Source organism: Bradyrhizobium sp. I1.14.4, assembly GCF_050435825.1.
Classification (GTDB): Bacteria; Pseudomonadota; Alphaproteobacteria; order Rhizobiales; family Xanthobacteraceae; genus Bradyrhizobium.
The window spans coordinates 1-25,329 of record NZ_JBNDLA010000027.1 but is presented as its reverse complement, the minus strand read 5'-3'; the positions used below and the strand labels follow the sequence as shown (position 1 = coordinate 25,329).

Genomic DNA, 25,329 nt, shown 5'->3' with positions numbered 1-25,329 from the left:
GTCGTTGGTTGCGGCACGCCCACTCAGTCGGGGGCGTGCGTTGCGAACCAGTCCATGATCAGACCGGTGACCTCGGCCTCACGCTCCAGGTGCGGGAAGTGCCCGACGCTGGGCAGGACAACGCGCTGATGTGGTCCCTTGAAGAGCGGCTCTTCCTTCAACGAGTACCGCGCTGTCGGATCGTTGCCGCCATAAATCGTCAGCGTCGGCGTATGCATGTCTTTGATCGGCAACCGGCCCGCAACTCCCGCATCGACCAGGCCATTGTAGTATTTCAGCGCCGCCTTCATGGTGCCGGGAGAGCTGAGCGTCTCCTTGACCGAGCGGAGATGCTCGTCGTTCTCCAGGGTTGGCGACCACAACTTCCAAAGGTAGTCGACGAAGGGAAGCCCCTCGATGTTGACCGCCGAGTGAGCGCCAGGCACCGTAAAGAAATAGACATGGAAGACCGATCGAACGGCATCGGGATCGCTCCTGAGGCTCGCGATTGTGATCGGGTGCGCGGTGTTCATCACCACCGCGGCCTTGATCGCTGACGGCGCCGTGGCCAGCGCCTGGAAGGTCGAGGTGCCGCCCCAATCCATGCCGACGACGCGGGCCTGTCCGTCGTCGCTTAGCGCCGCGATCAGCGCTTCGAGATCCTGGCCCAGCGCGATCGGATCGAAGATGCCGTCGGCCGGAATCTCGGTCGGCGCATAGCCGCGCAGGAACGGCGCGACCGCGCGATACCCGGCATCCGCGAACACCTGCAGCTGCTTGCGGTAGGACCAGGCGTTGTCGGGAAAGCCGTGCATGAACATGACAAGCGGTCCGCTGCCCTGTTCGAGATAGGCAAACCGCACGCCGTTGGCCTGGACGTATTTCAGGGCGGGTTCGCTGCCGGCGGCATCAGGCATTGCCAGTGCGGTGCTTCGGGTCGTCATCGCTACGCTCCATTTTTCGTCGTCGTTGCTCTCCCGAGCGAATATGTGCGCAGCGCACATATCTGGTCAAGTTGTTTTTTGTGCGCAGCGCACATATTATCCACCGCATGGAAAACGGAATCGCCAATCTGCTGGGTGCGCTGTCGCTGGCCGTCATGGATCGTATCGAGCAAGGCGCGCGGGAGGTCGTCGGTCGCGGCGGCGAGACGCCTGCGGCCCTCATCGTCATCGGCTACGGCCAGGGCATGACCAACGACAAGCTGAGGCGGATCCTCGGCCTGTCGCATTCCGGAACGGTCCGGCTGGTGGATCGTCTGGTTTCGGATCGGCTTGTCGAACGCCGTCCGGGAAAGGACGGCCGCGAGGTTGCCTTGCACCTGACGGTGACAGGCGCCGCGTCCCGGAACGAACTGCTGGCGTCGCGGATTTCCGCCGTGACGTCACTGCTGGATGTGCTGTCGTCGGCCGAACGGAAGCAACTCGCAACGCTGATCCGCGAGCTGCTGGCAAGGCAGGACACATCTGAGATGGATCGCTTCACGATCTGCCGGATGTGCGACGACAGGGTCTGTACCAATTGCCCGCTGCCGACCAACAAAGGCCAACACGCGCGCTAAAGCGCGATGAGATTGGGCTGAATCGCCATCGCGCTTTAGCTCATTGTTTGAGCATGATCTTTTCGGAAAACCGCTTCACACTTTTCCGGATCATGCTCTAGCGCCCTGCCGTCAGGGCGCGCTCTTGCCCGCCGTGAACACGTACATGTCCCAGAACGTCTCGGGGTGATCGGCCTCGAAGCGGTGCCACTGATCCAGATTGGCCTCGTCGGCCGTGCCTGGAAACTGCTTGTGGAATTGGTCGAGCACCGCCGGATCGTCAAACGGCTCGAAGCCCTGGAAAGTCAGGTCATTTTCGTTCAGGAATGCCGCGATCCCGGGGATCGAGAGCCGGTGTTCCATGACGTTGAACAGCAAATCGCGGCAGCCGCTCATGCTGTAGAAGTCCTTGGCGCCGATCAGCGGTTTCCATTGCTCCGCCTCACGGAAGATGTCCTGGCGGCATCGCCTGATGTCGTCGGCGGTGGCGCGATAGCCGCGCGCGGCGATGCGGGCGCGGGCCTCCACGATGACGCGACGCGCCAGCTCGCTGTACAAGCCGATGCGCATCGTGCCGCCCGGCCGCAGCAGCGGGACCAGCACCCGCCACCCGGCCATCGGCTCAGCAAGATGGTGCAGCACGCCGACCGACTCGATGCTGTCGAAGGTGCGGCCGATCGAGCCCAATTCCAGGATATCCGCCTGTGCATATGCGATGTTGCGCAAGCCCAGCTCGCGTGTCTTGCGGCGCGCATAGGCGAGGCTGGTCATGCTGATGTCGACCGCGAGCAAGCGGGCGTTCGGATAGACCTGCGCGATCTGGATCGCGTGCGAGCCGGTGCCGCAGCCCGCGATCAGAATATCCAGTTCGGCTTTCTGCTCCGCTGTCACCACGCTCCGTCCCCGCGCCCGATCGGCCGCGAAGGCCGTCAGCGGATTGACGGTCCAGCGCGGATAGGGATTTTCCTCGTACTGGCGCATCACTTCGACGGATACGTCGTTCTTGATCGGGGTGAGCGTTGGAATGGCGCTGCGCTCTTCCGTCTCCTCGCGCGGCTCACGAAGCTGTACCCGCAACAGGCCGGCGACGGTCGCGGGCCAGTCTCGGCGCAGCAGTGCATCCGCCGCCGGCAGGGCATGAAGCGGGAAATAGGCCGCCACCACCGCCAGCGTGAGCGGCATGATCGCGGCGCCTGATGCCAGGTCCTGCAGCAATCGATCGCGCAGCGCGCCTGCAAGTTCGCCTTCCGCCTGGTTTTGTCCGTAGGCATATTCGTTGATGAAGCATTGCCGGGCGAGCGCGCAGGCAAAGCCAACGATCTCGTCGTCCACAGAGTCCTGATTGCCCGCGCGCCGCAGCAGTTCGGCCCGCGCAAAGCCGAGCAGCACCTCGAGCTGCATGCTCGCCAGCGTCGTCGCTTCCATTGCCGAGCGCAGGAACAGGTCGCGCGCAAGCGGGGCGACGCTGTCAGTGCCGAACAATTCGGTGTTCGTGACCGGCAGCGGCCACTTGCCGGCAATCCGCCCGACATAGGCGGTGACGGTTGGGTTCTGCATGATGAAGCCGACGGCTTTCGCATCCATGCCGAGCGCCAGCGCTTTGCTGAAATGCGCGGCCGCCTTGGCGCGATTGCCCAGCGCGTGGTAGGAATTGCCGGCGTTGTAGTGGCAGGCGGCGTTGACCTCGTCCGAAGCAATTGCTTTCGCGAAAGTCTTCACGGCTGATCGGTGATCGCCGGCTGCCTGCGCCATCAGGCCAAGAAGGTTCAGGCTCTGCACATGGGCAGGCTCACGCGCGAGAATTTGCCGGCAGATCTCCTGCGCTTCGCTGAAGCGGCGCATCCCGTAGAAGCGGCTTGCCTCCGCGGCGAGATCGGCGATGCTGACGCCCGAGGAGCCGAAGGCAGGTGCGGCTGGCCTCTTTGCGGACTCGTCGCGTTGCTTATTGGCCGCACGCCGTTCTTTTCGGTTCATGTCGTGTCAACTGGCCCAAACTGCAGGACACCGCCGGATAGCGCACCAAAAAGGGCGGCCTGGAGCGGCGCATTAACCCACCACATCAGGCAGACATAGGGCCGATCGTACTTGCAGCCAAGAATTATCTAGGTTCAGCCCGGGATCCGCACCGGCAGGTTCTCGATGCCGCGCACGAAGCTGGAATAGACCCGCTTCGGTTCGCCGACCACCTCGATGCGATCGAAGCGCTTCAGCATCTCCTGCCAGACGATCTTGAGCTGCAACTCGGCCAGCCGCATGCCGACGCAGCGGTGGATGCCGAAGCCGAACGACAGGTGGATGCGCGGCCGGGCGCGATCGATGATGAACTCGTCGGGGCGGTCGATCACCTCGTCGTCGCGGTTGCCGGAAACGTACCACATCACGACGCGGTCGCCCTTCCTGATCGTCTTGCCCCCGATCTCCGTATCTTGGAGGGCGGTGCGCCGCATATGCGCGAGCGGCGTCTGCCAGCGGATCACCTCCGGCACCATGGTGTCGATCAGCGCGGGGTTCTCCTTCAGCTTCCTGAACTGGTCCGGATGCTCGTGCAGCGCCAGCACCGAGCCGCTCATGGTGTTGCGCGTGGTGTCGTTGCCGCCCACGATGAGCAGGATGATGTTGCCCATCAGATTGTCGGGGTCCATGTGCCGCGTGGCGTCGCTATGCGCCATCATCGACAGCAAATCGTTCCTCGGGGCTGAGTTGACGCGCTCGTTCCAGAGCTTCGAGAAACAGGCGTAGCACTCGTCCATCTCCTGCCGGCGCTGTTCTGGCGAATTCACGATGCCGCTCTTCGGCAAGGCGGTGGAGACGTCGGACCAGCGCGTCAGCTTGCGCCGTTCTTCCCAGGGGAAGTCGAACAATGTCGCCAGCATCTGGGTGGTCAGTTCGATCGAGACGCGCTCGACGAAATTGAAGGTCTCGTTGCGCGGCAGATTGTCGAGTACGCTGGCCGAACGCTGGCGGATCAGCTTTGCCAGCTCGTCGAGATGATCAGGCGTGAACATCGGGGAGACGGTCTTGCGCTGATGGGCGTGCCTGGGCTGATCCATCGCGATGAAGCTCGGATAGTCATAGCCGGGCGGCACGTCGCGGATCGAGATGCCGCCGAGCGTGGAGTCCGAGGAGAAGATGCCGTGGCTGGTGTCGACATGCATGATGTCGTTGTACTTCACGACCGACCAATACGGCTCGATCGGCGCATTGGTGCAGTAATGCACCGGCTCTTCCTTGCGCAGCCGCTCGAACCACGGCCACAGCGTGTCGCTCTGGAATAACCGTGGCGCGCCAGGATGAAAATCCTTCAGCGGCGTCGCATAGGCTTCCTCGCGCGCCTGGCGCTCTAGCTCGGCCCGGTCGGCACGGATCGCGGCGTGGACGTTCATGATTTCTCTCCACATAATCTGCCAAAGCCGCACGGGAGGTGGTTGGGCTCTCTCCCCCCTTGCGGGGGAGAGTTGGAGAGAGGGGTGAGCCGAGCACTGTCCGTGCGGCTTACCCCTCTCCCTAACCCTCCCCTGCAAGCGGGGAGGGAACCCATCCGATTGGGCCTTCCTAACTCAGGCCAAGCGACGCAAATGTTTCGACACGATAGCGGATGCGCATCACGCCGCAATGCGCACCGGCAGCGTCTCGTAGCCCTTGATGAAGCTGGAATACACCCGCTGCGGCTCGTCCACCACCTCGATGGTGTCGAAGCGCTTGAGGATCTCTTCCCAGATGATCTTGAGCTGCAGCTCGGCAAGGCGCAGGCCGACACAACGGTGGATGCCGAAGCCGAACGAGATATGGGTGCGCGGCCGGGCGCGGTCGATCAGGAATTCGTAGGGCTTCTCGATCGCCTCCTCGTCGCGGTTGCCCGAGACGTACCACATCACGACCTTGTCGCCCTTCTTGATCTGGCGGCCGCGGAACTCGAAGTCGGCGAGCGCGGTGCGCCGCATATGGGCGAGCGGCGTCTGCCAGCGGATCACCTCGGGCACGAAGCTGTCGATCAGGGCGGGGTTCTCCTTGAGCTTGCGGTACTGCTCCGGATGCTTGCTCAGCGCATAGATGCTGCCGGACAGCGTGTTGCGCGTGGTGTCGTTGCCGCCGACGATCAATAGGATCAGATTGCCGAGGAAGTTCTTCGGATCCATGTTCCGCGTGGCGTCGCTGTGCGCCATCATCGAGAGCAGGTCGCTCTTCGGCGGCTGGTCAGCTCGTTCTTTCCAGAGCCTTGCGAAATAGCTCGCGCACTCCATCAGTTCGGCCTGCCGCTCGTCCTCGGTGGCGACCAGGCCGCCGGCGCCGGGCAGGGTGGTCGCGACGTCGGACCAGCGCGTCAGCTTGCGGCGGTCCTCCCACGGGAAGTCGAACAGCACCGCGAGCATCTGGGTGGTCAGCTCGATCGAGACCTTGTCGACCCAGTCGAACACTTCGCCGCGCGGCAGATTGTCGAGGCACTCGGTCGAGCGGTTGCGGATATTGATCGCGAGCTCGTCGAGGTGCGTCGGCGTGAACATCGGCGCCACGGTCTTGCGCTGCGCCGAATGGCGCGGCTGGTCCATCGCGATGAAGCTTTCGCGGCGCAGGTCCGGCGGCACGTCGCGGATGGTGATGCCGCCGAGCGAGGCGGCCGAGGAGAACACCGCGTGGTTGGTCTCGATGTCCATGATGTCGTTGTAGCGGGTGACCGACCAGTACGGACCGAACATCGAATCCTTGCAGTAGTGCACCGGATCCTCGCGGCGCAGCCGGTCGAAATACGGCCAAAAGGTATCGGTCTTGAACAGCTCGGGATGGCCGGGATCGTAATCCGAGAGCGAAAGCGTGTTGGCGCGTTCGCGCGCGGCGTCCAGATTGGTGTCTTTGACCAGATCGATGGTCCCGTGCATGAGCGGCTCCTCAACCGTTGCGCAGCCGGGGCATCGCCGGCGCGACATGTTTTACCGAATTACATTCTCATTCCGCGGTTTGCGCAAGGGCTCTCGACGCGCATTTGGCCGCATTGATGTCAGGCCAAAGCGGCCGAATCCGGGCCCTTCCGGCGGTGGCGGGACCGCGCGCTGCGACCACGCCTGTTTGAAACGGCGTTTGATCTGGTTGGGCGGCGGTGTGCCGACGGCACCGGCGGGGTCTATTGGCCGTCGGTTTTCTCGCACGGATAGCTGTCCTGCATGCCCCATAGCAGCAGGAGAGCGACCACCATCTCGCCTTTGGCGGACCGCTTGTCGGCGGACTTGAGCATGATCTCTTCGGTCTGCTCGCTGGTCAGTGCGAGGGTGTCGGGCATGCAGAACAGCAGTCGGTCGCCGTGCCGTTTCAACCAGGCATTGGAAGCCATCAGGCCGCCCCTGACGCCGTCCAGATACATATGATTGAAGATGCGAAAATTCTCATTCTTTGGATTGCGGTAGGAATCCAGCCGTACGTCGACCGCAGCGGCGGGAGCTGGCGCAAGTGCTAGAAAGCATGCCGACACTATCCACTTGCTCATCGCTACCCTTCCTCGCTTGCGCGGCATGTTTCCTCGTCGCCTCATCCGTAAGTCATGCAATTCCCGCCTTGGGTTCGAAGCTCGCTTTTGACTGCCGAGGGGGCCATCTTGCTCCGGCCGGGGGCGATACCCGCATCAAGGACTGCGCTGTTTGCGGCGATGCCGTTAAGGCATGGCCAACCGCACCCCACCAAAAATCGGCCGGCGATCTCGACCTTGTGTGAAACCTGGATCACACTCGCAGCGACAAACCTGTGGTTTTGATACGCAGAGATTGTCCCGTCCTGGAGTTGGCCCCGTGAACGACATGAGCTGGACCCCGCTGGGGCCGCCGCAGCCGCCCCCGCAACCGGTCCCGCCGCCGATGCCGGTGGCGTTTTCAGGGAGCCGGACGGAGTTCTTCCGCCTGGTCGCGCGCGGCGCCGGGCTCGAACTGGTCACGGTCGGCTTCTACCGGTTCTGGCTCACCACCGACATCCGCCGTCAGCTCTGGTCGAACACCCAGATCGATGGCGACGCGCCGGAATATACCGGCCGCGGCAAGGAGCTCCTGATCGGCTTTCTGGTCGCGCTCGCGATCCTGGTGCCGATCTATCTCGGCTACTTCCTGATCGGCATCGAGGCGGAGCATCTCAAGGCGTTCGCCTCGCTGCCGCTGGTCGCCTTCTTCTACCTGTTCGGTCAGTTCGCGATCTATCGCGCGCGGCGCTACCGCCTGACCCGCACGGTGTGGCGCGGCGTCCGCTTCTGGATGAGCGGCTCGGGCTGGATCTATGCGCTCAAGGCCTCGCTGTGGGGCGTGCTCGTCGTGATCACGCTCGGCCTTGCGCTGCCATGGCGCGAGGCGGCGCTGGAACGCTACAAGATGCGGCATTCCTATTACGGCGACCTGCAGGGCTCCTTCGAGGGCCGTGGCTGGGATTTCTTCAAGCGCGGCTGGTGGCTCTGGCTTCTGATGCCGTTCGCGCTCTACAGCACGATCTTCGCGCCTTTCGCCTATGCGGCGTTCAAGGCGATCGAGTGGCGCTGGTGGCTGTCGGGCATCCGCTTCGGCGAGGTCAGGCTGGAATCCACCCTGCGCCGCAGCGCGCTGATCGGCCTGTACTGGAAGGTGATCGGCTGGGTCGTGCTGCTCGGCATGGTGTTCGCGGCCTATCTCGTGCTCTGCACCTTCCTGGTCGCCAGCATGGACGGCTCCTCGATCGAGAGCTTCTTCAAGACCGAGGCGTTCGCCAAGAGCATTCCCCTGATCGTCCTGCTCGGCATCGGTTATCTCGCCTTTGCACTGGCGATGAACGTGGTGATGCGGGTCTATCTGATGCGCGATCTCTGGGTCCGGGTGCTGTCCTCGACCATCGTGCATAACATCGGCGCGGCGGCCAACGTCACCGCGCGCGGCGATCTCGCCAATGCGCTCGGTGAAGGTTTTGCCGACGGCCTCGACGTCGCGGGTTTCTAGGGACATGGAATCCGAGTCCAGCGAGACCAGCTCCGCGGCGACGCCGGCTCGCGTCGGCGTCTTCTTCGACGGCCTGTCGAACCGGCGGCGCATCGTCGCGCTCGCACTGTCCGATGCGCTGGAGATCAGGGAAGACGGCGAAGAGCTGGCGCGCTGGGAGTTTCACGACATCCGCCGCGCCGACAGCCCGTCCGGCCTGCTGCGGCTGAGCTGCCTGACCGCGCCATCGCTGGCGCGGCTCGACATCCGCGACGCCCAGCTCATGGCCGAGCTCGTCGCACGCTGCGACGCGCTCGAGGCCGACCTGCCGAATCGCAGGGGCGTCGCCGCGATCGTCGGCTGGTCGCTTGCGGCTGCGGTGTCGATCGTGCTGGTGGTGCTGTTCGGCGTTCCCTTGGCCGCCGAGCGGTTGACGCCGCTGGTGCCCGACTCCTTCGAACGCCGCCTCGGCGATGTCGCGGAGGCGCAGGTCAAGGTGCTGTTCGACGGCAAGCCATGCAGCAACGCGGCGGGACAGGCGGCCTTCGCGAAGCTGGTCGGCAAGCTGCGGGGGTCCGCGGGCTTCGACAATTCAGTGCAGTCGGGCGTGATGGCGACGCCGGTGCCGAATGCCTTCGCGCTGCCGGGCGGCAAGGTCTATCTGTTCGAGGGGCTATTGGAGAAGGCCGAGAACCCCGACGAGATCGCCGGCGTGCTGGCGCATGAGCTCGGCCATCTCCGGCATCGCGACAGCATGCGCGAGCTGATCCACAATGGCGGCACCTCGTTCCTGATCGGATTGTTGTTCGGCGACATCACCGGCTCCGGCGCGCTGATCTTCGCCTCGCGCTCGCTGGTGACGTCATCCTATTCGCGCGACGCCGAGACCAATGCCGACACGTTTGCGATCGAGACCATGCACAAGCTCGGCCGCCCGGCGAAGCCGATGGGCGAATTGATGTTCCGTGTCACCGGCAAGGAAGGCGGCAAGGGGTTCTCGCTCGTCTCCGGCCATCCGCTGACCGAGGATCGCCTCGAACGCATGGGCAGGGCCGATGCCGGCACTTCGCTCACCGGCGAGCCGCTGCTGTCGGGCGCCGAATGGCAGGCGCTGAAGGGCGTCTGCGGATCGGGCAAGGTGTGAGGCGCAGCGGCCGGCGACCGGCCGCTATTTCACCAGCCGGAACTTGCCGCCCTCGACCTTGATCAGGAACGCCGAGCGCTCGTCATAGCCGTTGTGGTCGGTCGGGCTCATCGTCGAGAGGCCGTTGTTCAAATAGACGTCCTTGCCGCGCTCGAGCTCGTCGCGCAGCGCGGCGCGGAATTCGGGGGTGCCGGGCGTTGCTGATTTCAGCGCGTTCGCCGCTGCCCGCTTGAACAGCGTGACGGCGTCCCACAGGTGCGCGCCGAAGATGTTCGGCTTCTGCCCGTTGACCTTCTCGTAAGCCGACGCGAACGCGTCGCGGGCCTGGCGGAACGGATCGTTCGCCGGCAGATCGTCGGCGATGGTGAAGGCCTCGCCGGTGAAGATCGCGCCCTCGACATTGGCGCCGCCGAGCTTGATAAATTCTTCCGACGCAACGCCGTGGGTCTGGAAGATCTTGCCGGCGTAGCCGCGGCTGCGCAGCGCCTCCTGCGGCAGCACGGCCGGGGTGCCCGCGGAGGCGATGAACACGGCCTCCGGGTTGGTGGCGATCACCTTCAGCGCCTGGCCCATCGCGCTGGTGTCGGCACGCGCATAGACCTCATGGGTTGTGACGGTGAGGCCGAGCGTCGGTGCCAGCCGCGACACTTCCTTGTAATAGCCTTCGCCATAGCCGTCGGAGACGCCGATATAGCCGAGCGTCTTGATGCCGGACTTCGCGATGTATTTCAGGATTGCAGCTGCCATCAGATCGTCATTGGGGACCACCTTGAACGCCCAGCGGCGGCGGTCGTCCATCGGCTGCACGATCGCGGTGGCCGCGGCGAGCGAGATGATCGGCGTCTTGGATTCGAAGGCGACGTCGAGCATCGGCATGGTCACGGGGGTGAGCGAGGAGCCGATCAGGATGTCGACGCCATCCTGGATCACCAGGCGGCGGGCATTCTGCGTGCCCTTGGTGGGATCGGACTCGTCGTCGAGCGCGATATAGGTGACCTTTTCGCCGCCGATCTCCTTCGGCAGCGCGGCGATGGTGCGCATCTGCGGCTGGCCAAGCGCCGAGCCCGGTCCGGATGCGGACACCACGACGCCGACCTTGATGTCTGCACGTGCATCCGGCGCCATCAGAATCGCACTCGCGACGACCCAGAGTCCGGCCATGGCCAGCTTCATTGCAAATCCTCCCAGCAGGTTCTTTTTTCTATAATGCGCCGCCGATGATAGCCGACCGGCATCCGGTTTCGCATCATATTGATTCCGCGTGATACGTCTGTCCCCCTGATTGGGGACATCTGGGCAGGCGGCGCGGCGCCGAAGCCTCAGCCAAGATCAGCCCATCTCGTCCAGCGGCCGGATCTCGATCTCGCCCGGTCCGGGCATCGGGTTGGGGCTGCGCGATGCAGGGCGAGGGCAATCGCCGGGGGCACGTTGCGCGACAATCCGCGTCCCTGAAACTTCACGTTTACCACTTCCTTAAAGGCCGCGCGAACCAGTTTCCCTAATCGGGCGGCAATGACCTCCTGTTATTGAAGGACAGGAAAAGGGAGTACGAACCATGTTCAGCATTGTTCGGATCCTCGTCTTGATCGCATCTCGGCATGCGGGATCCGTGGTGGCAGACGTGCAGTTCGACGACGCGCCGTCGTCGCAAGCGGTCCATGTCCATGACTAAGCATCATCCGATCGCGCCCGAGCACGCGCGCGCCATCTGCGAAGAGATCGGCGAGCGGCTGCGCTATGCCCTGCGCGGCGATTACGCCGATCTGCCGCCAAGGCTGCAAGAGCTCGTGGATGAACTCGCTCGGCAGGATTGTGAGGCGCCGTCGCTGGTGCCGACAATGGCGGAGATGACGCGACCGCTGGTCGTTGCCGCCTAGGTCTCGGCTCACGATGACCTGCCGACACCCCGATTAGAAATTTCGGGCGGTTGAATGTGTGCTAGCCTGCATCCCGGGATGGAATTGCCGTCCGGCATCTTGGGAGGACATGGCTATGAAAGACTCGTCGCCCTTCGTCACGAATTTCGCTATCGCTGTTTTGTCGATCGTGTCGCTGGTATGCGGATCAAACGGCCCAGCGTGGTCGCAGCCCAACCCGCTTCCTAACATTTCGGTAGAGGCACCAAGCCACGTCGCAGCGCAACACAGATCGAAGCAGCACGCGGCGGCTCACAGAAACGCGTCTCCGCATACGGCTGCGACCTCAGTATTTTGCGTCGGCGGTTGCGTCACGAGCATGAGGTCGGGCGACCGCCCATGGATCGGATGCTCCTGGTCAGCCGGAGCGTCCGCCTACACCGGATGCCGAAACATCGGGCCCGGCGGCATCCCCTTCAAGAGCTATAATCAGTGCACGGAAACCGGATTGAACGCCGGTTGGAGAAGCGGTGAAGTCTCCGCATACTGCACCAGCCTGGCTTTGAAGTAGGAAGGCGCAAGTCCGCGTTACACGTTCTTCGCGACCTTGCGCGTCCGTGTCGGTCCGGCGCCGGCGATCGCCGGCTTTATATTCCACACCGCGCGCACGGCTGCGAAGGCGTGCGCGATCACCGGCTCCTGGCGGCGTGCGGCAAGGCTGGCGAAGGAGAGATCGCAGGTGAGCTTCACCCTGTCGGCGACCACGAACTGATGCGGGCGCGCCAGCCGCGGCGCCAGCACGCTGTCGCGCGCGAGGCTGAGGCAGAGGCCCGATTCGACGAAGTCGATCATCGCCTCTTCCTGATCGGTGTAGCCGGTGCGCTTCGGCAGGGCGCCGAGCGGGCGGAAGATGTCGTCGAGCAGCCGCCGGTGGCCGGAATGCGGCGGTGTCGCGAGCCAGGGCAGCTCGGCAAGCTCCGCCCAGCCCTTGCCGATCACCCGGTCCCGCCAGCCGATCGGCGCGATGACGCGATAGTCGTAGCTGAGCAGCGGCGCCAGCTGGTAGCGGCCGTCGGCGATGGTCCGCTCGGCGAAACTGTGATGGACCAGCTGGTCCGGCGGCGTGGCGTCGACATAGTAGCCGACGTCGAGCTCGCCCCGGCCGATCTGCGCCAGCACGTCGTCGCTTACGCCATGGCGCAAAAACACTTCGGTGCGCTGCGAGGACATCGCAAGGCTGCGCACGAACGGCCCAAGCCGGGTGAATTCGGGGTCGAGGATGGTGCCGACACGCAGCGTGCCGCGCTGCGCCTCGTTCAGCGAATCCGCCATCGCCTTGAAGTCGGATGCCGCCGCCACCGCGCGGTGCGCCAGCGGCAGCAGGGCAGCGCCGGCCTCGGTCAGCGTGAAGCCGCTGGGTGTGCGATTGAACAGCTGCAGTCCGATGCTTTCCTCCAGCGCCTTGAGTTGCAGGCTGACCGCCGGCTGGGTCAGTTTCAGCATCGCTGCAGCGCGCGATACAGTGCCCTCACGGGCAACCGTGATGAAGCAACGCAAGGCCTGGGTACGGGGAAGCTCGATCATTGGGTGTGCTATAGCACACTTTTTGGCGCGCATCCGTCCGATGTCGTACATTGTCGTTTTATTACAATGCAACCAATACGAGAAGTCATGACGGCCGCCACGCAACCATGCCCTCGGTGCGCGCGCGCACCTCCGGCGAGGCCAGGCAGGTCGCGACCGCTTCATAGCCCACCGCGCCGGGCACCGGCGTGACGCAAACCGGCACGCTGTGATTGGCGGGGCACAGGATGATCGCTTCATCCTCGCCGATCGCGTCGAGGTCCAGGATTGCGCTGGAGCGCGTGAGGAAGAACAAGGGTCGCGCCTCCGGTCCGCGACGGCGCAGATATGCGATCATGGCTTCCTGGCTGGCCGCATCGAGTCCTTGTTCGAGCATGTCGATCACGAGGATCGCGCCATCGCAGGCCTCGAGCAATGCGAGCAGGGTGGTCAGGGCGGCCGAGTCCGCGGCGCCGTCGGACAGCAGGACGGCACGGCTCGCCTCCACCCTCGCCTTGAGAGCCGGGTCGGCGTCGAGGCGCGCGCACACGGCCGCGCCGCCGTCGGCTGCGCGGTCCAGCCCCACGAAGCTGGCGCCGGGCAGCGCCTCGGCGAGCCGCTGCGCGAGGCGCGTCTTGCCGCTGCCGAGCGGGCCGACGATGTAGTTCAGCCGTTTGATGTCGCGCAACTCGAAGCGCTCGCCGCCCCACGGCCACGGCAGATCGAACGCAACGCCGATTGCCGGCCGTGCCCTGACCGCACCGATCACATCACGCGTCGCCGGCACCTTGCCGCGGCCGAGGTCGGCGCGGAGCCGGCGCACTGTGGCGATGCTGTCGCCGCATTGGCGGATGCGCGCTTCGAGCGCGGCCTCATGCGCGGCCAGCACGCGGCCGAGGATGTCGGCGTCGCCGTTCAGGATTCGCGCCACTTCATTGATGCTGAGGCCGAGCGCGCGCAGCGCGACGATCTCGGCGCAGCGCGCCATCTCGGCCGGGCCATAGGCGCGCCATCCCGCCGGCGTGCGGCCGGGCGCGATCAGGCCGCGCTCCTCGTACAGGCGCAGCGCTTTCGCCGAGATACCGAGCTGCCTGGCAGCTTCGGACGGGCTGAGGAAACGGGCGGCAGCAGCATTCATCGAATCACCTCGCGTCGTCTGACCGCGCCTCTATGGAGGCGGCCGCAGGGGCAAGGTCAAGCGGGCAGGGTGGTGATCCTCATCTATCGGATAGCGGTGAGGTGAGCACGCCGGTCAGGCTCCCCCCTTGCGTGCCATGTCCCCGGTCTGAACACCCACAAGGGGAGAGAGAACCCTGCCGCCGGTGGCTGCCTCAAGCGTGCGCGTCGCGCGAGAATGCGAAGCTCCGTCCTGATCTTCAATTGTCATCGCCCGGCTTAACCGGGCGATCCAGTTACGCCGCGGCCTCTCAGCTCAAGCACGAACGTCTCTGGAATACTGGATCACCCGCATGCGCGGGTGATGACACCGCATTGTTTGACATCTTGAATTGCGACCGATCCTCATCGTCGTCCCTGCGAAAGCAGGGACCCATAACCAAGAATGGTTGTTGGTGAGCGATGTTGGTACGACGAGTCCCTTCGACAACAAGCGCCGCGGAGTATGGGTCCCTGCTTTCGCAGGCACGACACCGGAGTGTGTGACGGGACGTGCGTTCCCGAACTCGCAGATGCCATCACTCCAGATGGTTCACCTTCGCTATCCAGGCGCGGACGTCGGCGAGCACGGCGGGCAGCACGGCCTTGACCTCCTGCACGTTCATGCCGGGCTTGACGCGGGGGTCGTAGAGCAGATTGAGCAGATATTGGTCGTAGACGTCGAAATAGCCCATCGAGACGCTGTCGTTGAACATGGTCCATGGCACCGTTGCGGTGTCGTTGATCGGGCCGAGCGACTGCAGCAGCTCCTCATAGGCGCAGTCGAGGAAGACGAAATCGCCGTTGTCGACGGTGAGGATCACATCGGAATGCTCGATCTCGTAGTTCTCGTTCTTGCGGAAGCCGGACAGGCATTGCGGGTCGAGCGAGGAGCGGATTTCCTTGGCGCGCTCCTGGCCGTAGAAGGTTGCGATCGTGCGGTAGAGCTCGCGGTCGCGCACCAGCTTGACCACGACGTTAGCAGCGTCGTTGTCCTCGGTCATTGCGATGTCGAGATGCTGCACCTTGCTGCGGATGTCGGCGACGACCTTGGCGAGCTGGGCCTTGCGGTCGGCGCGGCTGCCGTCGGCGAACACGCGCACCGGACCGTCGTATTTGCGGATGCGGTCGACCCGTCCGGCGAGATGATATTCGGCGCCGAACGCGGTTTTCAGAAAACCCTCGACGATCTCGGCGTCGGTGAAGACCTTCTTCTCGTTGCGCTGGCGCGACGTGATTGCCGGAATCTCGGCGGCGGTCGCCGGCACGATCGCGTCGGCGAGGGGCGCGGCCGGCACAATGGCGAGCAGCAGCAGGATCAGAACGTGGTGTTGGCGCATCCGAATCACGCTGCCGCAACGCTTGCGGCAGCGCAAGGCAAGATCAGCGATCAACCCGGATGGCGGCGCCTGGTTCCGTTGAAATCGACGCGATCAGTTCTTCACCACCACGGTGGTGCCGATCGAGACCCGATTATAGAGGTCGGTGACGTCCTCATTGGTCATGCGGAAGCAGCCCGACGAGACGGCCTGACCAATTGTTTCCGGCTCGTTCGAGCCGTGGATCCGGTAGAGCGTCGAGCCGAGATACAGCGCGCGTGCGCCGAGCGGGTTCTCGATGCCGCCGCCCATGTGGCGCGGCAGATCGGGGCGGCGGCGCAGCATCTGCGACGGCGGCGTCCACGACGGCCATTCCTTCTTCGCGCTGATGCGGTGGACGCCGCCCCAGCGGAAGCCGTCGCGGCCGACGCCGATGCCGTAGCGCAGCGCCTGCCCGTTCGCCATCACCAGATAGAGCCGGCGCTCGGCTGTGTTCACCACAATGGTACCGGGGGCATAGTTGGTCGGATAGTTGACGGTGGAGCGCGGGATCGGGGTTGCGCCGCCGCCACCGAAGAAGCTCGAGGGTTCAGACTGGTAGCCGCGGGAGTCGAAAAATTGGGCCTGCGCCTGGCCGGCGCCTGCCAGGAGCGTGAGCGCGGCAAACATCAAGGCAGTCGGGCGCATCGTCATCGTCCTCGCGAACAATCAAATATACAGCCAGAGAGGCCACAATTGCCGGCGTTTCGCAAGCGACGAAGCCGTGACTTTAGGCACTTTCGGGCAACACGGTTTAAAAAGGCAACAGACCGGAAGCGATACCTGCATTGTCCGGCCAAGCCTTTGACGAAGCGGATGAAGAATGGTTGATCTGGAGCGTTTTCAAGCGAAGCGGGCACCGGTTCGCGGAAAGAAAACGCGACCAAACAAAAGCTGGAGCGTTTTCAAGCGAAGTGGATACCGGTTCGCGGAAAGAAAACGCGACCAAACAAAAGGATAGCAGCATGACCGGATCAATCGGGTCGGATCATGCTCTGGTCCAACCCAAAGAAACAACTCTGGCGGGAGCGAGATCATGAACGGTGCGGAAAGCCTGGTGCGGACATTGGTCGCAGGCGGCGTGGATGTCTGTTTTACCAATCCGGGCACCTCGGAGATGCATTTCGTCGCGGCGCTGGACAAGGTCCCGGGCATGCGCTGCGTGCTCGGCCTGTTCGAGGGCGTCGTCACCGGTGCGGCCGACGGCTATTTCCGTATGAAGGGAACGCCGGCCTCGACGCTGCTGCATCTCGGGCCTGGTCTCGCCAACGGCCTTGCCAATCTGCACAACGCCAAGAAGGCGCATTCCGGCATCGTCAACATCGTCGGTCAGCACGCGACCTACCACATCGGCTACAACGCGCCGCTGACGTCCGACATCGAGGGCCTGGCGCGGCCGATGTCGTCCTGGGTGCGCACATCGCCCGAGGCCAAGTCGGTTGCCGCTGATGGCGCGGCCGCGATCGCCGCGGCCAAGAGCGCGCCGCCGCAGATCGCAACGCTGATCCTGCCGGCCGATACCGCCTGGAACGAGGCCGACGGCATCGCCGAAGTGCCCGTGGACAACCAGCGCCCGAGCTACTCGCCGCAAGCGGTCGACACCGCGGCAAAAATTCTGCACGGCGATGCCGCACGCACGCTGCTGCTCGTCACCGGCAGCGCGCTGACCGAGCAGGGGCTGGCGCTGGCCGAGCGCATCGCCGGCAAGACCGGCTGCACCGTGATGGGCCAGACCTATCACCCGCGCATGGCGCGCGGCCGCGGCCGCTTCTCGATCAACCGCATCCCCTATGTGATCGAGCAGGCGCTGCCGATCCTGAAGAATTTCCGTCACATCGTGCTGGTCGAAGCCAACGATCCCGTGGCGTTCTTCGCCTATCCGAACAAGCCGAGCATGCTGAAGGCGGAAGGCTGCGAGGTGCATCGCATGACCGCCTGGGGCGAGAATTCGGTCGCAGCCCTCGAGGCGCTTGCCAATGCGCTGCATGCGACGGCGCAGGACGTCAAGCCGCAGCAGCACCAGGAACTGGTCAAGCCGACCGGCGCGCTCAACCACAGCACGATCGCGCAGGCGATCGCCTGTGCGATCCCCGAGAACGCCATCATGGTCGATGAGTCAGTCACCACCGGCCGGGGTTTCTTCCCGCCGACGGCGGCGGCCGCGCCGCATGACTGGCTGCAGAACATGGGCGGCTCGATCGGCTTCTCGACGCCGGTCGCAACCGGCGCCGCGATTGCCTGTCCGAACCGCAAGGTGATCTGCATGGTCGGCGACGGCAGCGCGATGTACACGATCCAGTCGCTGTGGACGCAGGCGCGCGAAGGGCTCAATGTCGTGACCATCGTGTTCGCGAATCGCATCTACCAGATCCTGCGCGGCGAGTTCGACGGCGTCGGCGCCGGCGAGCCGGGCAAGCGGGCGCAGGACATGCTGAAGATCGATCGGCCGACGCTCGACTTCGTCGCGCTCGCCAGGGGCATGGGCGTGCCGGGCAGGGCGGTGACATCAGCCGACGAGTTCAACAAGGCGCTGGCGGAAGCCGTTGCGGAGCCCGGACCGCGGCTGATCGAAGTGCAGATGTAGAGGCATTGTTCTGAAAGGCCGCGGCGGCGGCCTGGTCCAGTCGGAGGCGTCAATGCAGACTGAGCTGAACAAGGTGATAGCCGCGGTCGGGGAGTTTTATGCGCAGGAGATGTTCCTGCTGGAGCGCGATCTCGGCGAGCGAACGCTTACTCACCGGCTTGCGGTCTACGTCGAGCAGCAGTTCTCCGGCTGGCAGGTCGATTGCAACTACGATCGGCTCGGCGAGCGCACGCTGCGGCTGCCGCGCGGCTCGACGATCTCGACCGACGACCACCTCGGCAAGTCGATCTATCCCGATATCGTCGTGCACCAGCGCGACATCCCGAACAATCTGCTGGCCATCGAACTGCGCAAGGAGAGCAATCATCAGCCGGTCGAGCACGACCAGCGCAAGCTGCAGGCGCTGACCGACCCGAATGTCTGGTTTGCCTATGCGATGGGCGTTCTCGTGATCTTCAGTCCGAGCGGGGTGAGCTTTTCCGAGGTCTATGCAGGCGGAGCCCTCGAGAGCGCCGCGTCACGCTGGTTCGCCGAGCGGCTGCGCGAGAGCGGGCTCGCAGCCAGGCGCGACGATGGCGCCCAGCATTAAGTTTATCGATGAATCTTTCTCTCCGTTGCAGTGATAGCCCGTTTGGATCATGCGTCGCCCCTCCGCGCACGGCACAACTGAAGACGCGGGAGGTGGAGCAATTACTGGAGCTGGTGGTCAAATTTCAGAACGATCCGATGACGGTGCGGATTATCAGCTCTGCGCCTCTTTCGCTCCCTCTCCCGCACCTGAATTCGCTGGTCCCGGTCTCACCGGTCCAGCTCTAACTGCCTCAAGCCTCACTATCCCATGCCTCACTGCCCCAAGCCTCACGGCGCACTTGGTTGCGACGTGACGGTCCGAGGCAGTCTCCGCACAGCAGGGCTATCGCATATGACCCTTGGGCGGCTGCGCACGTACTCGGCCTCGTGGTTCGAGACGCGCCGCAAGCGGCGCTCCTCACCATGAGGGTCTGCTATTGTGCCGCAAAACGAGACCTCATCCCCGCGCAAAGGCTTCGCCTTTGTCGCTGGAGGAGCCCGCCAAAGGCGGGCGTCTCGAAGGACGGTTGCAGGGGCGCTCTTCACCAGATTTCTCCAAATGCGATTGCCCTGCTCCGCACCGGGACAGCAAAAAGGCCGCCTTCGGGCGGCCTTTTCCGTGATCGCCGAGTGCGATTGTTTCTGTTTATTGCTTGGTCGCATCGTCGCCCGTCGTCTTGGCGCTCGATTTCTTTGCGGTTTTCTTCGCTTTCTTCTTCGGCGCCATCTTGGTCGCCTCGCCCTTGGTCGCCGTGTCACCGCTTTGCGCTGCGGGGGCCGGGCTGCCGCCTGCCTTGTCCTGCGCGAGTGCGGTGGACGAGACGAAGGCGAGAGCGGTGGCGGCGAGGATCAGTGTTCGCATCGGATTGGTTCTCCCAAGTTGGTTTCCGGCGACCCTCAACGGGACAGAATGTCGCAGGGTTCCGCGACGCCGATCAGCAGTCCGTGAGCTGCGCGTGAACGGCGCAGCCGCCGCCATGGGGGCGGAACCGGGAACCGCGAGCCGCGTTATCTCACAGGGAATGAGTTCCGAGGAGAGACGCCATGCGCTGGCGGTCAATGACGGAAACCACCAATACGGTGCTCGACACCGCACCCGAGGACACCTTCTACACGGTGGGCTGGACAATCAGCGGCGTGGCGACACTGGCCACCATCGTGGCGATCTGGATGTTCGGGATCTGAGGACGAGCGATCCCTGCAGCCGACCGGCTTGCCATCGCCGGCGAGCCGCCGCGCGCTGCGCCGATCACCTACTTCCGCAAAATGGCCAGCGCTTCCCGGTAGAGCTGCGAGAAACAGACTAGGAGCGCGCTCGACAGCAGGAACATCGCAAGGCTGTCATAGTCGTCGGCAGTCGGCCAGGCGAACTCGAAATAGGGCGGCATGAACGCCCACCAGACGATCGGAACCGTGATGATCGTCGCAAAGGCGCCGGCCGGTGCGCCGCCCATCAGGCCGGCAATCAGGATCGCCGGTACGAAGCCCGCGAAATAGAACTGCATGCCGAAGCTCGCGAACATCTCCTGCGTCGCGGTGGCAAGCACCACGGCAAGCAGGGCGACGACGAACGTCGACAACGACCACGGCCGCAGCTTCAGAATGTAGTCATTGCTCTTGCGCATCGAGACTCCCCGGCCCCCGCGAGTTCCGGGAAGGTAGCCGAGGAGGCCCGCGAACAAAACCCCGTAGGACTGCGTGGAGTGGCTTTCTGCTCGATACCGTGAAAAGGAACCGTCCCGGTCAAGCCCCTGCCGCATTGTCGCGCTTATTGCACTGCGGCAGGGTGATTGCGGGACAGCACAATGCTGGAGCTTCTGATTGTCGTTCTCGTCACCGGGATCGGGTTCGTGTCGGGGTACGGCGTGCGCGAACTGATCTCCCGCCGCAGGCGCCGGTCTCCTCTGCGTGTTCACGCGCCGAAGGAGCGGGCCACAAATGACGACATCTCCTCCCGTTGGCCGCCCGGCACGCAACTCGCCGATCACGTCACCCCGCCCGACGGACTCGACGGCGCGGTTCGCGACCTGCTCGGCAAGCTCGGCCGGCGCACCGTCACGCCGTCATCGGCACCGCGCCGCCGCCGGCAATGAGCCGGAATGGCCGGACGAGCGGAGAGATCAGATGCCGCTAGGGGAGCGATATGCAGCCATGCCCGCCTCGCGCTCGGGCTTCTTTAATGTCTTGGCGCGGCGACCGACCAAGGCGACCGGCGTCTTCATCCAGTCCTGATCAAGCCATTCCTGAATGGTCGGCAGGGTGCTGATCGCCTCGATCGCGGGGCCTGCGGAACGTGGGTGTAGCGTCGGCTCATGTCATCGACGGCATGGCCGAGTATCTGATCCTTCTTGTGTGGATGGACGTCCTCGACCACCAACTGAGTCGGGACAGAAGAGACAGGTCCAATAGCTCGCCGTCACTCGAAGTAGACGGCAGGCTCTTGATTCATGTGCCGGGCTTCATCGGCGGCTTCGGGCGCCAGTACGCCACGGCTTTCTTCCTCTTCGGCTTGGCTCCCGCCGGTTTGGCCGTAAGCCGGATTCCCATGGCCCCGATGATCCGCAGGATGGTTGCGAACTCCGGATTGCCATTCTCGCCAAGCGTCTTGTAAAGCCCCTCTCTGGTCACGCCAGCGGCCTTGGCGACCTCGCTCATGCCCTGTGCTCGGGCGACGAGATTGAGGGCGTCACGGACTTCGGCGGGATCGCCATCGGCGAGAACGATGTTCAGATACTCAGCGCGCGCCTCCGGTGTGCGAAGGTGTTCGGCGGCGTCGAACTTCTTCAGTTTGCTGACTTTCATCCTCAATCCTCCAATGTCTCCGCGATTTCCTTGGCCTTCCGAATGTCCTTACTCTGGGTCCGCTTGTGGCCGCCGCAGAGCAGGATAACGACGACCTTGCCGCGCCGAGTGTAATAAACCCGGTATCCCGGTCCGTGGTTGATGCGAAGCTCGCTGATCGCGCCTCCGACCGACTTAGAGTCTCCGAAGTTTCCCAGCGGCAACACGTTCGATGCGGCGAACAATCTGCAAGCGGGCGCGCTGATCGTTCAGCGCGGCAAGCCAGTTGGTGAAGTCAGGCGTTTCGCGAACGTCGATCATGTCTTCGATTGTAATCTATAGATTACAGCCGTTGCAAGCGGGAAAATGTAATCTATGGATTACATGGCGTTCCGTCCGCCAGAGCAGCGAACTCACGATTCGATCCACCGCAGCAGCATGAGACGGCTGGCCGGAAGCAGATCAAGGTGTCGCCGAGGCGCTGTGCAGGGCTGACTTGATGCGACGCCGCACGATAACTATTCCAGCTTTCCGAGAAGGCGAAGGATTTGCCGAGACTGGCTTCAGCATTGTCGATGCGCGCAAAAGCTACAGTTGAGATAGCGAGCAAGCCAACCAGAGCGGTGTGCGCACATGGGACCGAACCATGGATCTCTCGCGTGTGGAGCGAATGCTCTCCCGCCGAGCTGAGCGCCTTAAGCCGACGATGCAACGGGAACCTCGGCCGCGACTTGGTCGTCGCCGGTGGCCGGATGATGCCATCCTGCCGGTGCTTTGCCCGGGTCAATCAAGTCCGGAAATGGCGTAACCCATTGATCCGGCTTGGGTCGGCTACTTTGCATGGGGTTGTTTTCGACATTTTTGATGAGGCGGTCCCGAAGGGCACCAGAATGTCGACAATTGTCCGCACCCGGCCGACCAGGAAAGGAAATGGTGGACGCACAAGGGATCGAACCTTGGACCTCTCCCGTGTGAACCACAATCTGTAGACCATAGCCAACCTAATCACGCCATAGTATAGTTTTGAAAGTCCTTGCAGAACATGGACTTGTGGCCATATTGGCCCCTAGGAGGCCATAGCTGGCCTTGGTACATTTTGTATGTCCCGGCCGTGCCCCTCGTGAATTTTCCCATGGGGCACAACAGAGCTGGGAACGTTGGGGGAACGGTTTGTGATCCGTTTCTTGGATCTCTCTCAGCGTGTCCCAGGGCACAAAGAGTAAGGGCACAAACGATGGAAAACAACGAGAAGGGTCTCAGAGCCGAGGTGACGGCGAACTACCTGAGGCTCACTGACGCGGCGATACGCGCAGCCACGCTGCCGCCGGGCAAATCGCAGCACTATCTGCACGACACAGAGCAGCCGGGGCTTGCCATCAGGATGCGCGCGACTGGTGGGCGGACCTGGGTCTTCCTGTTCACCAAGCCTGGGGCGAGAGGCACCCAACGCAAGACGCTGGGCGCATGGCCCAAGTTCAATGAGAAGGCCGCGCGCAAGGCTGCCACCGTCGCCGCCGGCGAGGTGGTCATTGGGGTCGATCCGAACGACGCTAAACGCGAGGCAAAGCGGCAACAGCTGGCCAAGAAGCAGTACACCACGCTGGCGACCCTGATCATTGAGGATGGCCCCTACGAAACGTCCCTGACCGGACGCCAGGTCGTCAACTGGAAACCGGCCATGTCGGCGCTGCAACGCGGTCTGAAGGATCATTTCGGCCACGCCATCGCCGAGCTGACGCGACGGCAAATCATGGCGGCGGTTGACAGGATCGCCAAGACCGGCAAGCGAGGCGCAGCCAAGGACCTGCGCAAGCACACGCACACCTTCCTCGAATGGTGCGTCGGCGAAGGTTACGTCGAGCACAACGTCCTCGCCGGCTATCGCGCGCCCAAAGAAACCCGTGCGCAGAGGGTCGGGCGTCGAACGAAGGGCCGCGCGCTGACCGATGAGGAGATCATCAAAGTCTGGCATGCGTCCGGCAAGCTCGGGACTTTTGGGCTATTGACACGCATGTGCCTACTCGGTGGCCCGCGTCGCAGCGAACCAACCATGATCGAGTGGCGAAAGCACATCATGGATGACCGCATTACCTTCGATGCGGCATGGACCAAGATGGGCCTGCACCACGACGTGCCGCGGACCCATCTCGTTGACGAGGTGCTCGCGGCCGCGAAACATTTCCAGCGGGCAACCTCCGATTATGTCTTCCCGTCACCAAAGACCGGCGGCCAGATGTCCGGCTTCACAAAGATGGTCAACCGCCTGGTCAAGGAAGCGAGCGTCGCCAAGTTCACCATGCATGACTTAAGGCGCAGCTTGCGCACGATCATGTCACGCTGTGGCTACGACAACGAAATCCAGCGGCTGTGTGTTGGGCAAAAGCCAAGTGGAATCGATCAGGTCTACAATCACGACGAACAGTGGATCATCCGCAAGATGGCGTTCGAAGCGGCTCACGACTACATTGCGGAGTTGGTCGGCGCGAAAAGGGTCGGCAAAATCGTGCGCCTGCAGCGGACGAATCCGCTTGACCCGATCAAGGCCGAGCTCCTCGGGCGTCTCCGTGAGCATTATGCGGCTGAGGGGTCTTAGTGGTTTTGTCGCACTTGGCCAGATAGTCACGCACTGCATCGACACGATAGAGTGGCCGGCCATCGACGTAGCGCCATTTCAGCGGGTGGTTCGGGTCGCGCCGCCACTGCTCAAGTGCACCGGGCGTGCGCCGGATGACCGCTGCCGCCTCTAATGCGGTCAAGTTGGAGCTGCCCGGCAGCGTATCGATATCGAATGTCGCGGGCGGCGGCATGCCACGGTTCTTGCGATGGCGCTTCGTCGCGAGCGGCATTTTCAGACTATCTGGCGCCCGTAATCCCTCGATCCGATTCGCTTGGTCCTTGCCGCTCATGCCTTTGCCCTGAACCGTGATCGGGTCTGGGGCATTAGGCTCGAGGCTTTTCGAGCAAGAAAGGGATCGAGAGCGCAGATATTGCGGCGGGGTAGCTGTGGCGTACAAATGGGACGAATCGTTGCCTTTGCCACGAGGCCGCAACAACCGCATTTCACTAGACCGGCGAAGAGATGCCTGGGTCGCCGACGGTCGTTAAGCTTGTTCTCGCCGGGGCCGAGGGCTCGTAGGCGAGCGTCTGCTGACGCGTCTTCACAGCGTCCCAGGTATCCTGATCGACGATGCGCAATTCGGGAACGTCCAGAATCACCCACTCGGATTCGGGGTTTAGCCGAGAAACCCGTTTGCCCGTATCTGGGTCCTTCAGGTAGCGAAGCCGATTCCACACAAGGCGGCCGACATAGAGTTCGTTGTTGAGAATGCCAACGCCGCGCTTTGGATTGCCGTGAATGGTCGATGGTCCCCATTCGGCGCCTTGGGGTCCAGGCACACCCTTGCGGTTTAGTTCGAAGGCGATCGTGCGCGAGGATTTGCCACAGAGGTAATCTGTGAAGATGCGCCGGACGACAGCCGCTTCGGCTTCGTTTATCGTTCGATCGCCGCGGATTGGCTCGCCGCCGGCAGTGAACTGCTTGACGACTTCATATCCGAAGCACAGCCCCCGCCGGACTTACCGTGCGCGACGCGACCCCGCAGACCCCGACGCGTCTTGTCCGCTAGTGTTCTGTCACTGACATTTGAATCCCAGCTTGTCGCGAACATGATTCACTCGCGGGATGGGAAATGACTTGATTGTACTTGATCGCAAGGCTCGCAGGGAACTGGAGCAACTGCTCGTCGATGGAAACACGGCTCAGAAGATCGCCAAGCGAGCGAGGATCGTGCTGATGACGGCGGACGGTCATGGCGTCGTGGCGATTATGCGTGAGGTCGGGGTTTCGAAGACCACCGTCTGGCGCTGGCAGGACTATTTTGCCGA

28 protein-coding genes are annotated in these 25,329 nt (G+C 63.6%); 11 read left to right on the top strand and 17 right to left on the bottom strand.

Going from position 1 to position 25,329, the window contains the following annotated elements; translation table 11 throughout:
* Nucleotides 1-23: 23 nt before the first annotated feature.
* Nucleotides 24-923: an alpha/beta fold hydrolase gene (locus ABIB78_RS32670; protein WP_429032244.1), complete on the bottom strand. Its 900-nt coding sequence runs from the start codon at nt 921-923 to the stop codon at nt 24-26.
* A gap of 80 nt (nt 924-1,003) precedes the next feature.
* Here ABIB78_RS32670 and ABIB78_RS32665 point away from each other — a divergent pair, with 80 nt between their 5' ends.
* A complete protein-coding gene (locus ABIB78_RS32665) occupies nt 1,004-1,540 on the top strand; it encodes a MarR family winged helix-turn-helix transcriptional regulator (protein ID WP_429032372.1) in 537 nt (178 codons plus the stop codon).
* A 111-nt stretch (nt 1,541-1,651) separates the two neighbouring features.
* On the opposite strand, the gene ABIB78_RS32660 is transcribed toward ABIB78_RS32665, so the two are convergent.
* The 4 genes from ABIB78_RS32660 to ABIB78_RS32645 all read right to left on the bottom strand — a co-directional run bounded on the left by ABIB78_RS32660 (nt 1,652) and on the right by ABIB78_RS32645 (nt 7,022).
* Nucleotides 1,652-3,493: a methyltransferase domain-containing protein gene (locus ABIB78_RS32660; RefSeq protein WP_429032241.1), complete on the bottom strand. Its 1,842-nt coding sequence runs from the start codon at nt 3,491-3,493 to the stop codon at nt 1,652-1,654.
* Nucleotides 3,494-3,627: 134 nt separating this feature from the next.
* Entirely contained in the window at nt 3,628-4,902 is a 1,275-nt protein-coding gene (locus tag ABIB78_RS32655; protein WP_429032238.1) for a cytochrome P450, read from the bottom strand.
* Nucleotides 4,903-5,121: 219 nt separating this feature from the next.
* Nucleotides 5,122-6,393, bottom strand: coding sequence for a cytochrome P450 (locus tag ABIB78_RS32650; protein ID WP_429032236.1), 1,272 nt, complete (start codon nt 6,391-6,393; stop codon nt 5,122-5,124).
* A 242-nt stretch (nt 6,394-6,635) separates the two neighbouring features.
* Nucleotides 6,636-7,022, bottom strand: a complete 387-nt coding sequence (locus ABIB78_RS32645; RefSeq protein WP_429032234.1) for a hypothetical protein — start codon at nt 7,020-7,022, stop codon at nt 6,636-6,638.
* 280 nt (nt 7,023-7,302) lie between these two features.
* On the opposite strand from ABIB78_RS32645, the gene ABIB78_RS32640 reads away from it, so the two are divergent.
* The gene (locus ABIB78_RS32640; protein WP_429032370.1) at nt 7,303-8,454 is read left to right on the top strand and encodes a DUF898 family protein; all 1,152 of its coding nucleotides are present in this window, start codon (nt 7,303-7,305) and stop codon (nt 8,452-8,454) included.
* A gap of 4 nt (nt 8,455-8,458) precedes the next feature.
* Entirely contained in the window at nt 8,459-9,577 is a 1,119-nt protein-coding gene (locus tag ABIB78_RS32635) for a M48 family metallopeptidase (protein WP_429032232.1), read from the top strand.
* A 24-nt stretch (nt 9,578-9,601) separates the two neighbouring features.
* On the opposite strand, the gene ABIB78_RS32630 is transcribed toward ABIB78_RS32635, so the two are convergent.
* Complete coding sequence (locus ABIB78_RS32630) at nt 9,602-10,750, bottom strand: ABC transporter substrate-binding protein (protein ID WP_429032230.1); 1,149 nt, start codon at nt 10,748-10,750, stop codon at nt 9,602-9,604.
* Between the two features lie 485 nt (nt 10,751-11,235).
* Between ABIB78_RS32630 and ABIB78_RS32625 the strand changes: the two genes are divergently transcribed.
* A complete protein-coding gene (locus ABIB78_RS32625; RefSeq protein ID WP_429032227.1) occupies nt 11,236-11,454 on the top strand; it encodes a hypothetical protein in 219 nt (72 codons plus the stop codon).
* 567 nt (nt 11,455-12,021) lie between these two features.
* Here the strand turns inward: ABIB78_RS32625 and ABIB78_RS32620 are convergent.
* From ABIB78_RS32620 to ABIB78_RS32605, 4 genes are all read right to left on the bottom strand, one after another.
* The gene (locus ABIB78_RS32620; protein ID WP_429032226.1) at nt 12,022-13,017 is read right to left on the bottom strand and encodes a LysR family transcriptional regulator; all 996 of its coding nucleotides are present in this window, start codon (nt 13,015-13,017) and stop codon (nt 12,022-12,024) included.
* An 85-nt stretch (nt 13,018-13,102) separates the two neighbouring features.
* On the bottom strand, nt 13,103-14,134 hold the full coding sequence (locus ABIB78_RS32615; RefSeq protein WP_429032224.1) for a MerR family transcriptional regulator: 1,032 nt from the start codon (nt 14,132-14,134) through the stop codon (nt 13,103-13,105).
* A 556-nt stretch (nt 14,135-14,690) separates the two neighbouring features.
* Complete coding sequence (locus tag ABIB78_RS32610) at nt 14,691-15,491, bottom strand: DUF2927 domain-containing protein (RefSeq protein ID WP_429032221.1); 801 nt, start codon at nt 15,489-15,491, stop codon at nt 14,691-14,693.
* Between the two features lie 93 nt (nt 15,492-15,584).
* Nucleotides 15,585-16,157: a L,D-transpeptidase gene (locus ABIB78_RS32605; protein WP_429032219.1), complete on the bottom strand. Its 573-nt coding sequence runs from the start codon at nt 16,155-16,157 to the stop codon at nt 15,585-15,587.
* A gap of 140 nt (nt 16,158-16,297) precedes the next feature.
* On the opposite strand from ABIB78_RS32605, the gene ABIB78_RS32600 reads away from it, so the two are divergent.
* From ABIB78_RS32600 to ABIB78_RS32590, 3 genes are read left to right on the top strand one after another with little or no spacing between them, the layout of a single operon-like run.
* Nucleotides 16,298-16,549, top strand: coding sequence for a hypothetical protein (locus tag ABIB78_RS32600; protein WP_429032216.1), 252 nt, complete (start codon nt 16,298-16,300; stop codon nt 16,547-16,549).
* Nucleotides 16,546-18,093 (top strand): acetolactate synthase large subunit, encoded by a 1,548-nt coding sequence (locus tag ABIB78_RS32595; protein ID WP_429032214.1) that lies wholly within the window; start codon nt 16,546-16,548, stop codon nt 18,091-18,093. Before ABIB78_RS32600 ends, ABIB78_RS32595 begins: the two co-directional genes overlap by 4 nt.
* Before the next feature lie 52 nt (nt 18,094-18,145).
* Nucleotides 18,146-18,682: a hypothetical protein gene (locus tag ABIB78_RS32590; RefSeq protein WP_429032212.1), complete on the top strand. Its 537-nt coding sequence runs from the start codon at nt 18,146-18,148 to the stop codon at nt 18,680-18,682.
* Between the two features lie 627 nt (nt 18,683-19,309).
* On the opposite strand, the gene ABIB78_RS32585 is transcribed toward ABIB78_RS32590, so the two are convergent.
* The gene (locus ABIB78_RS32585; protein ID WP_429032211.1) at nt 19,310-19,525 is read right to left on the bottom strand and encodes a hypothetical protein; all 216 of its coding nucleotides are present in this window, start codon (nt 19,523-19,525) and stop codon (nt 19,310-19,312) included.
* A gap of 182 nt (nt 19,526-19,707) precedes the next feature.
* Here ABIB78_RS32585 and ABIB78_RS32580 point away from each other — a divergent pair, with 182 nt between their 5' ends.
* Complete coding sequence (locus ABIB78_RS32580; RefSeq protein WP_429032209.1) at nt 19,708-19,848, top strand: hypothetical protein; 141 nt, start codon at nt 19,708-19,710, stop codon at nt 19,846-19,848.
* Nucleotides 19,849-19,916: 68 nt separating this feature from the next.
* On the opposite strand, the gene ABIB78_RS32575 is transcribed toward ABIB78_RS32580, so the two are convergent.
* The gene (locus ABIB78_RS32575; protein WP_429032207.1) at nt 19,917-20,288 is read right to left on the bottom strand and encodes a DUF4118 domain-containing protein; all 372 of its coding nucleotides are present in this window, start codon (nt 20,286-20,288) and stop codon (nt 19,917-19,919) included.
* 180 nt (nt 20,289-20,468) lie between these two features.
* Here ABIB78_RS32575 and ABIB78_RS32570 point away from each other — a divergent pair, with 180 nt between their 5' ends.
* Nucleotides 20,469-20,756 carry a hypothetical protein gene (locus ABIB78_RS32570; RefSeq protein WP_429032205.1) on the top strand — a complete coding sequence of 96 codons (288 nt, stop codon included), beginning with the start codon at nt 20,469-20,471 and terminating at the stop codon, nt 20,754-20,756.
* A 352-nt stretch (nt 20,757-21,108) separates the two neighbouring features.
* Here ABIB78_RS32570 and ABIB78_RS32565 read toward each other — a convergent pair whose 3' ends face one another.
* The 3 genes from ABIB78_RS32565 to ABIB78_RS32555 are packed head-to-tail and all read right to left on the bottom strand — an operon-like array spanning nt 21,109 to nt 21,765.
* Nucleotides 21,109-21,465: an addiction module antidote protein gene (locus tag ABIB78_RS32565; protein ID WP_429032202.1), complete on the bottom strand. Its 357-nt coding sequence runs from the start codon at nt 21,463-21,465 to the stop codon at nt 21,109-21,111.
* A 2-nt stretch (nt 21,466-21,467) separates the two neighbouring features.
* On the bottom strand, nt 21,468-21,671 hold the full coding sequence (locus tag ABIB78_RS32560; RefSeq protein ID WP_429032367.1) for a type II toxin-antitoxin system RelE/ParE family toxin: 204 nt from the start codon (nt 21,669-21,671) through the stop codon (nt 21,468-21,470).
* Nucleotides 21,640-21,765: a hypothetical protein gene (locus ABIB78_RS32555; protein WP_429032379.1), complete on the bottom strand. Its 126-nt coding sequence runs from the start codon at nt 21,763-21,765 to the stop codon at nt 21,640-21,642. Before ABIB78_RS32555 ends, ABIB78_RS32560 begins: the two co-directional genes overlap by 32 nt.
* Nucleotides 21,766-22,678: 913 nt before the next feature.
* Between ABIB78_RS32555 and ABIB78_RS32550 the strand changes: the two genes are divergently transcribed.
* Entirely contained in the window at nt 22,679-24,037 is a 1,359-nt protein-coding gene (locus ABIB78_RS32550) for a tyrosine-type recombinase/integrase (RefSeq protein ID WP_429032200.1), read from the top strand.
* On the opposite strand, the gene ABIB78_RS32545 is transcribed toward ABIB78_RS32550, so the two are convergent.
* Both ABIB78_RS32545 and ABIB78_RS32540 read right to left on the bottom strand, forming a co-directional pair.
* On the bottom strand, nt 23,982-24,350 hold the full coding sequence (locus ABIB78_RS32545; RefSeq protein ID WP_429032199.1) for a hypothetical protein: 369 nt from the start codon (nt 24,348-24,350) through the stop codon (nt 23,982-23,984). The genes ABIB78_RS32550 and ABIB78_RS32545 overlap by 56 nt on opposite strands.
* Before the next feature lie 157 nt (nt 24,351-24,507).
* Nucleotides 24,508-24,906: a recombinase family protein gene (locus ABIB78_RS32540; protein WP_429032364.1), complete on the bottom strand. Its 399-nt coding sequence runs from the start codon at nt 24,904-24,906 to the stop codon at nt 24,508-24,510.
* Nucleotides 24,907-25,138: 232 nt separating this feature from the next.
* On the opposite strand from ABIB78_RS32540, the gene ABIB78_RS32535 reads away from it, so the two are divergent.
* Nucleotides 25,139-25,329 (top strand): helix-turn-helix domain-containing protein (locus ABIB78_RS32535; protein ID WP_429032197.1); only part of this gene is annotated, 191 nt, incomplete at its 3' end.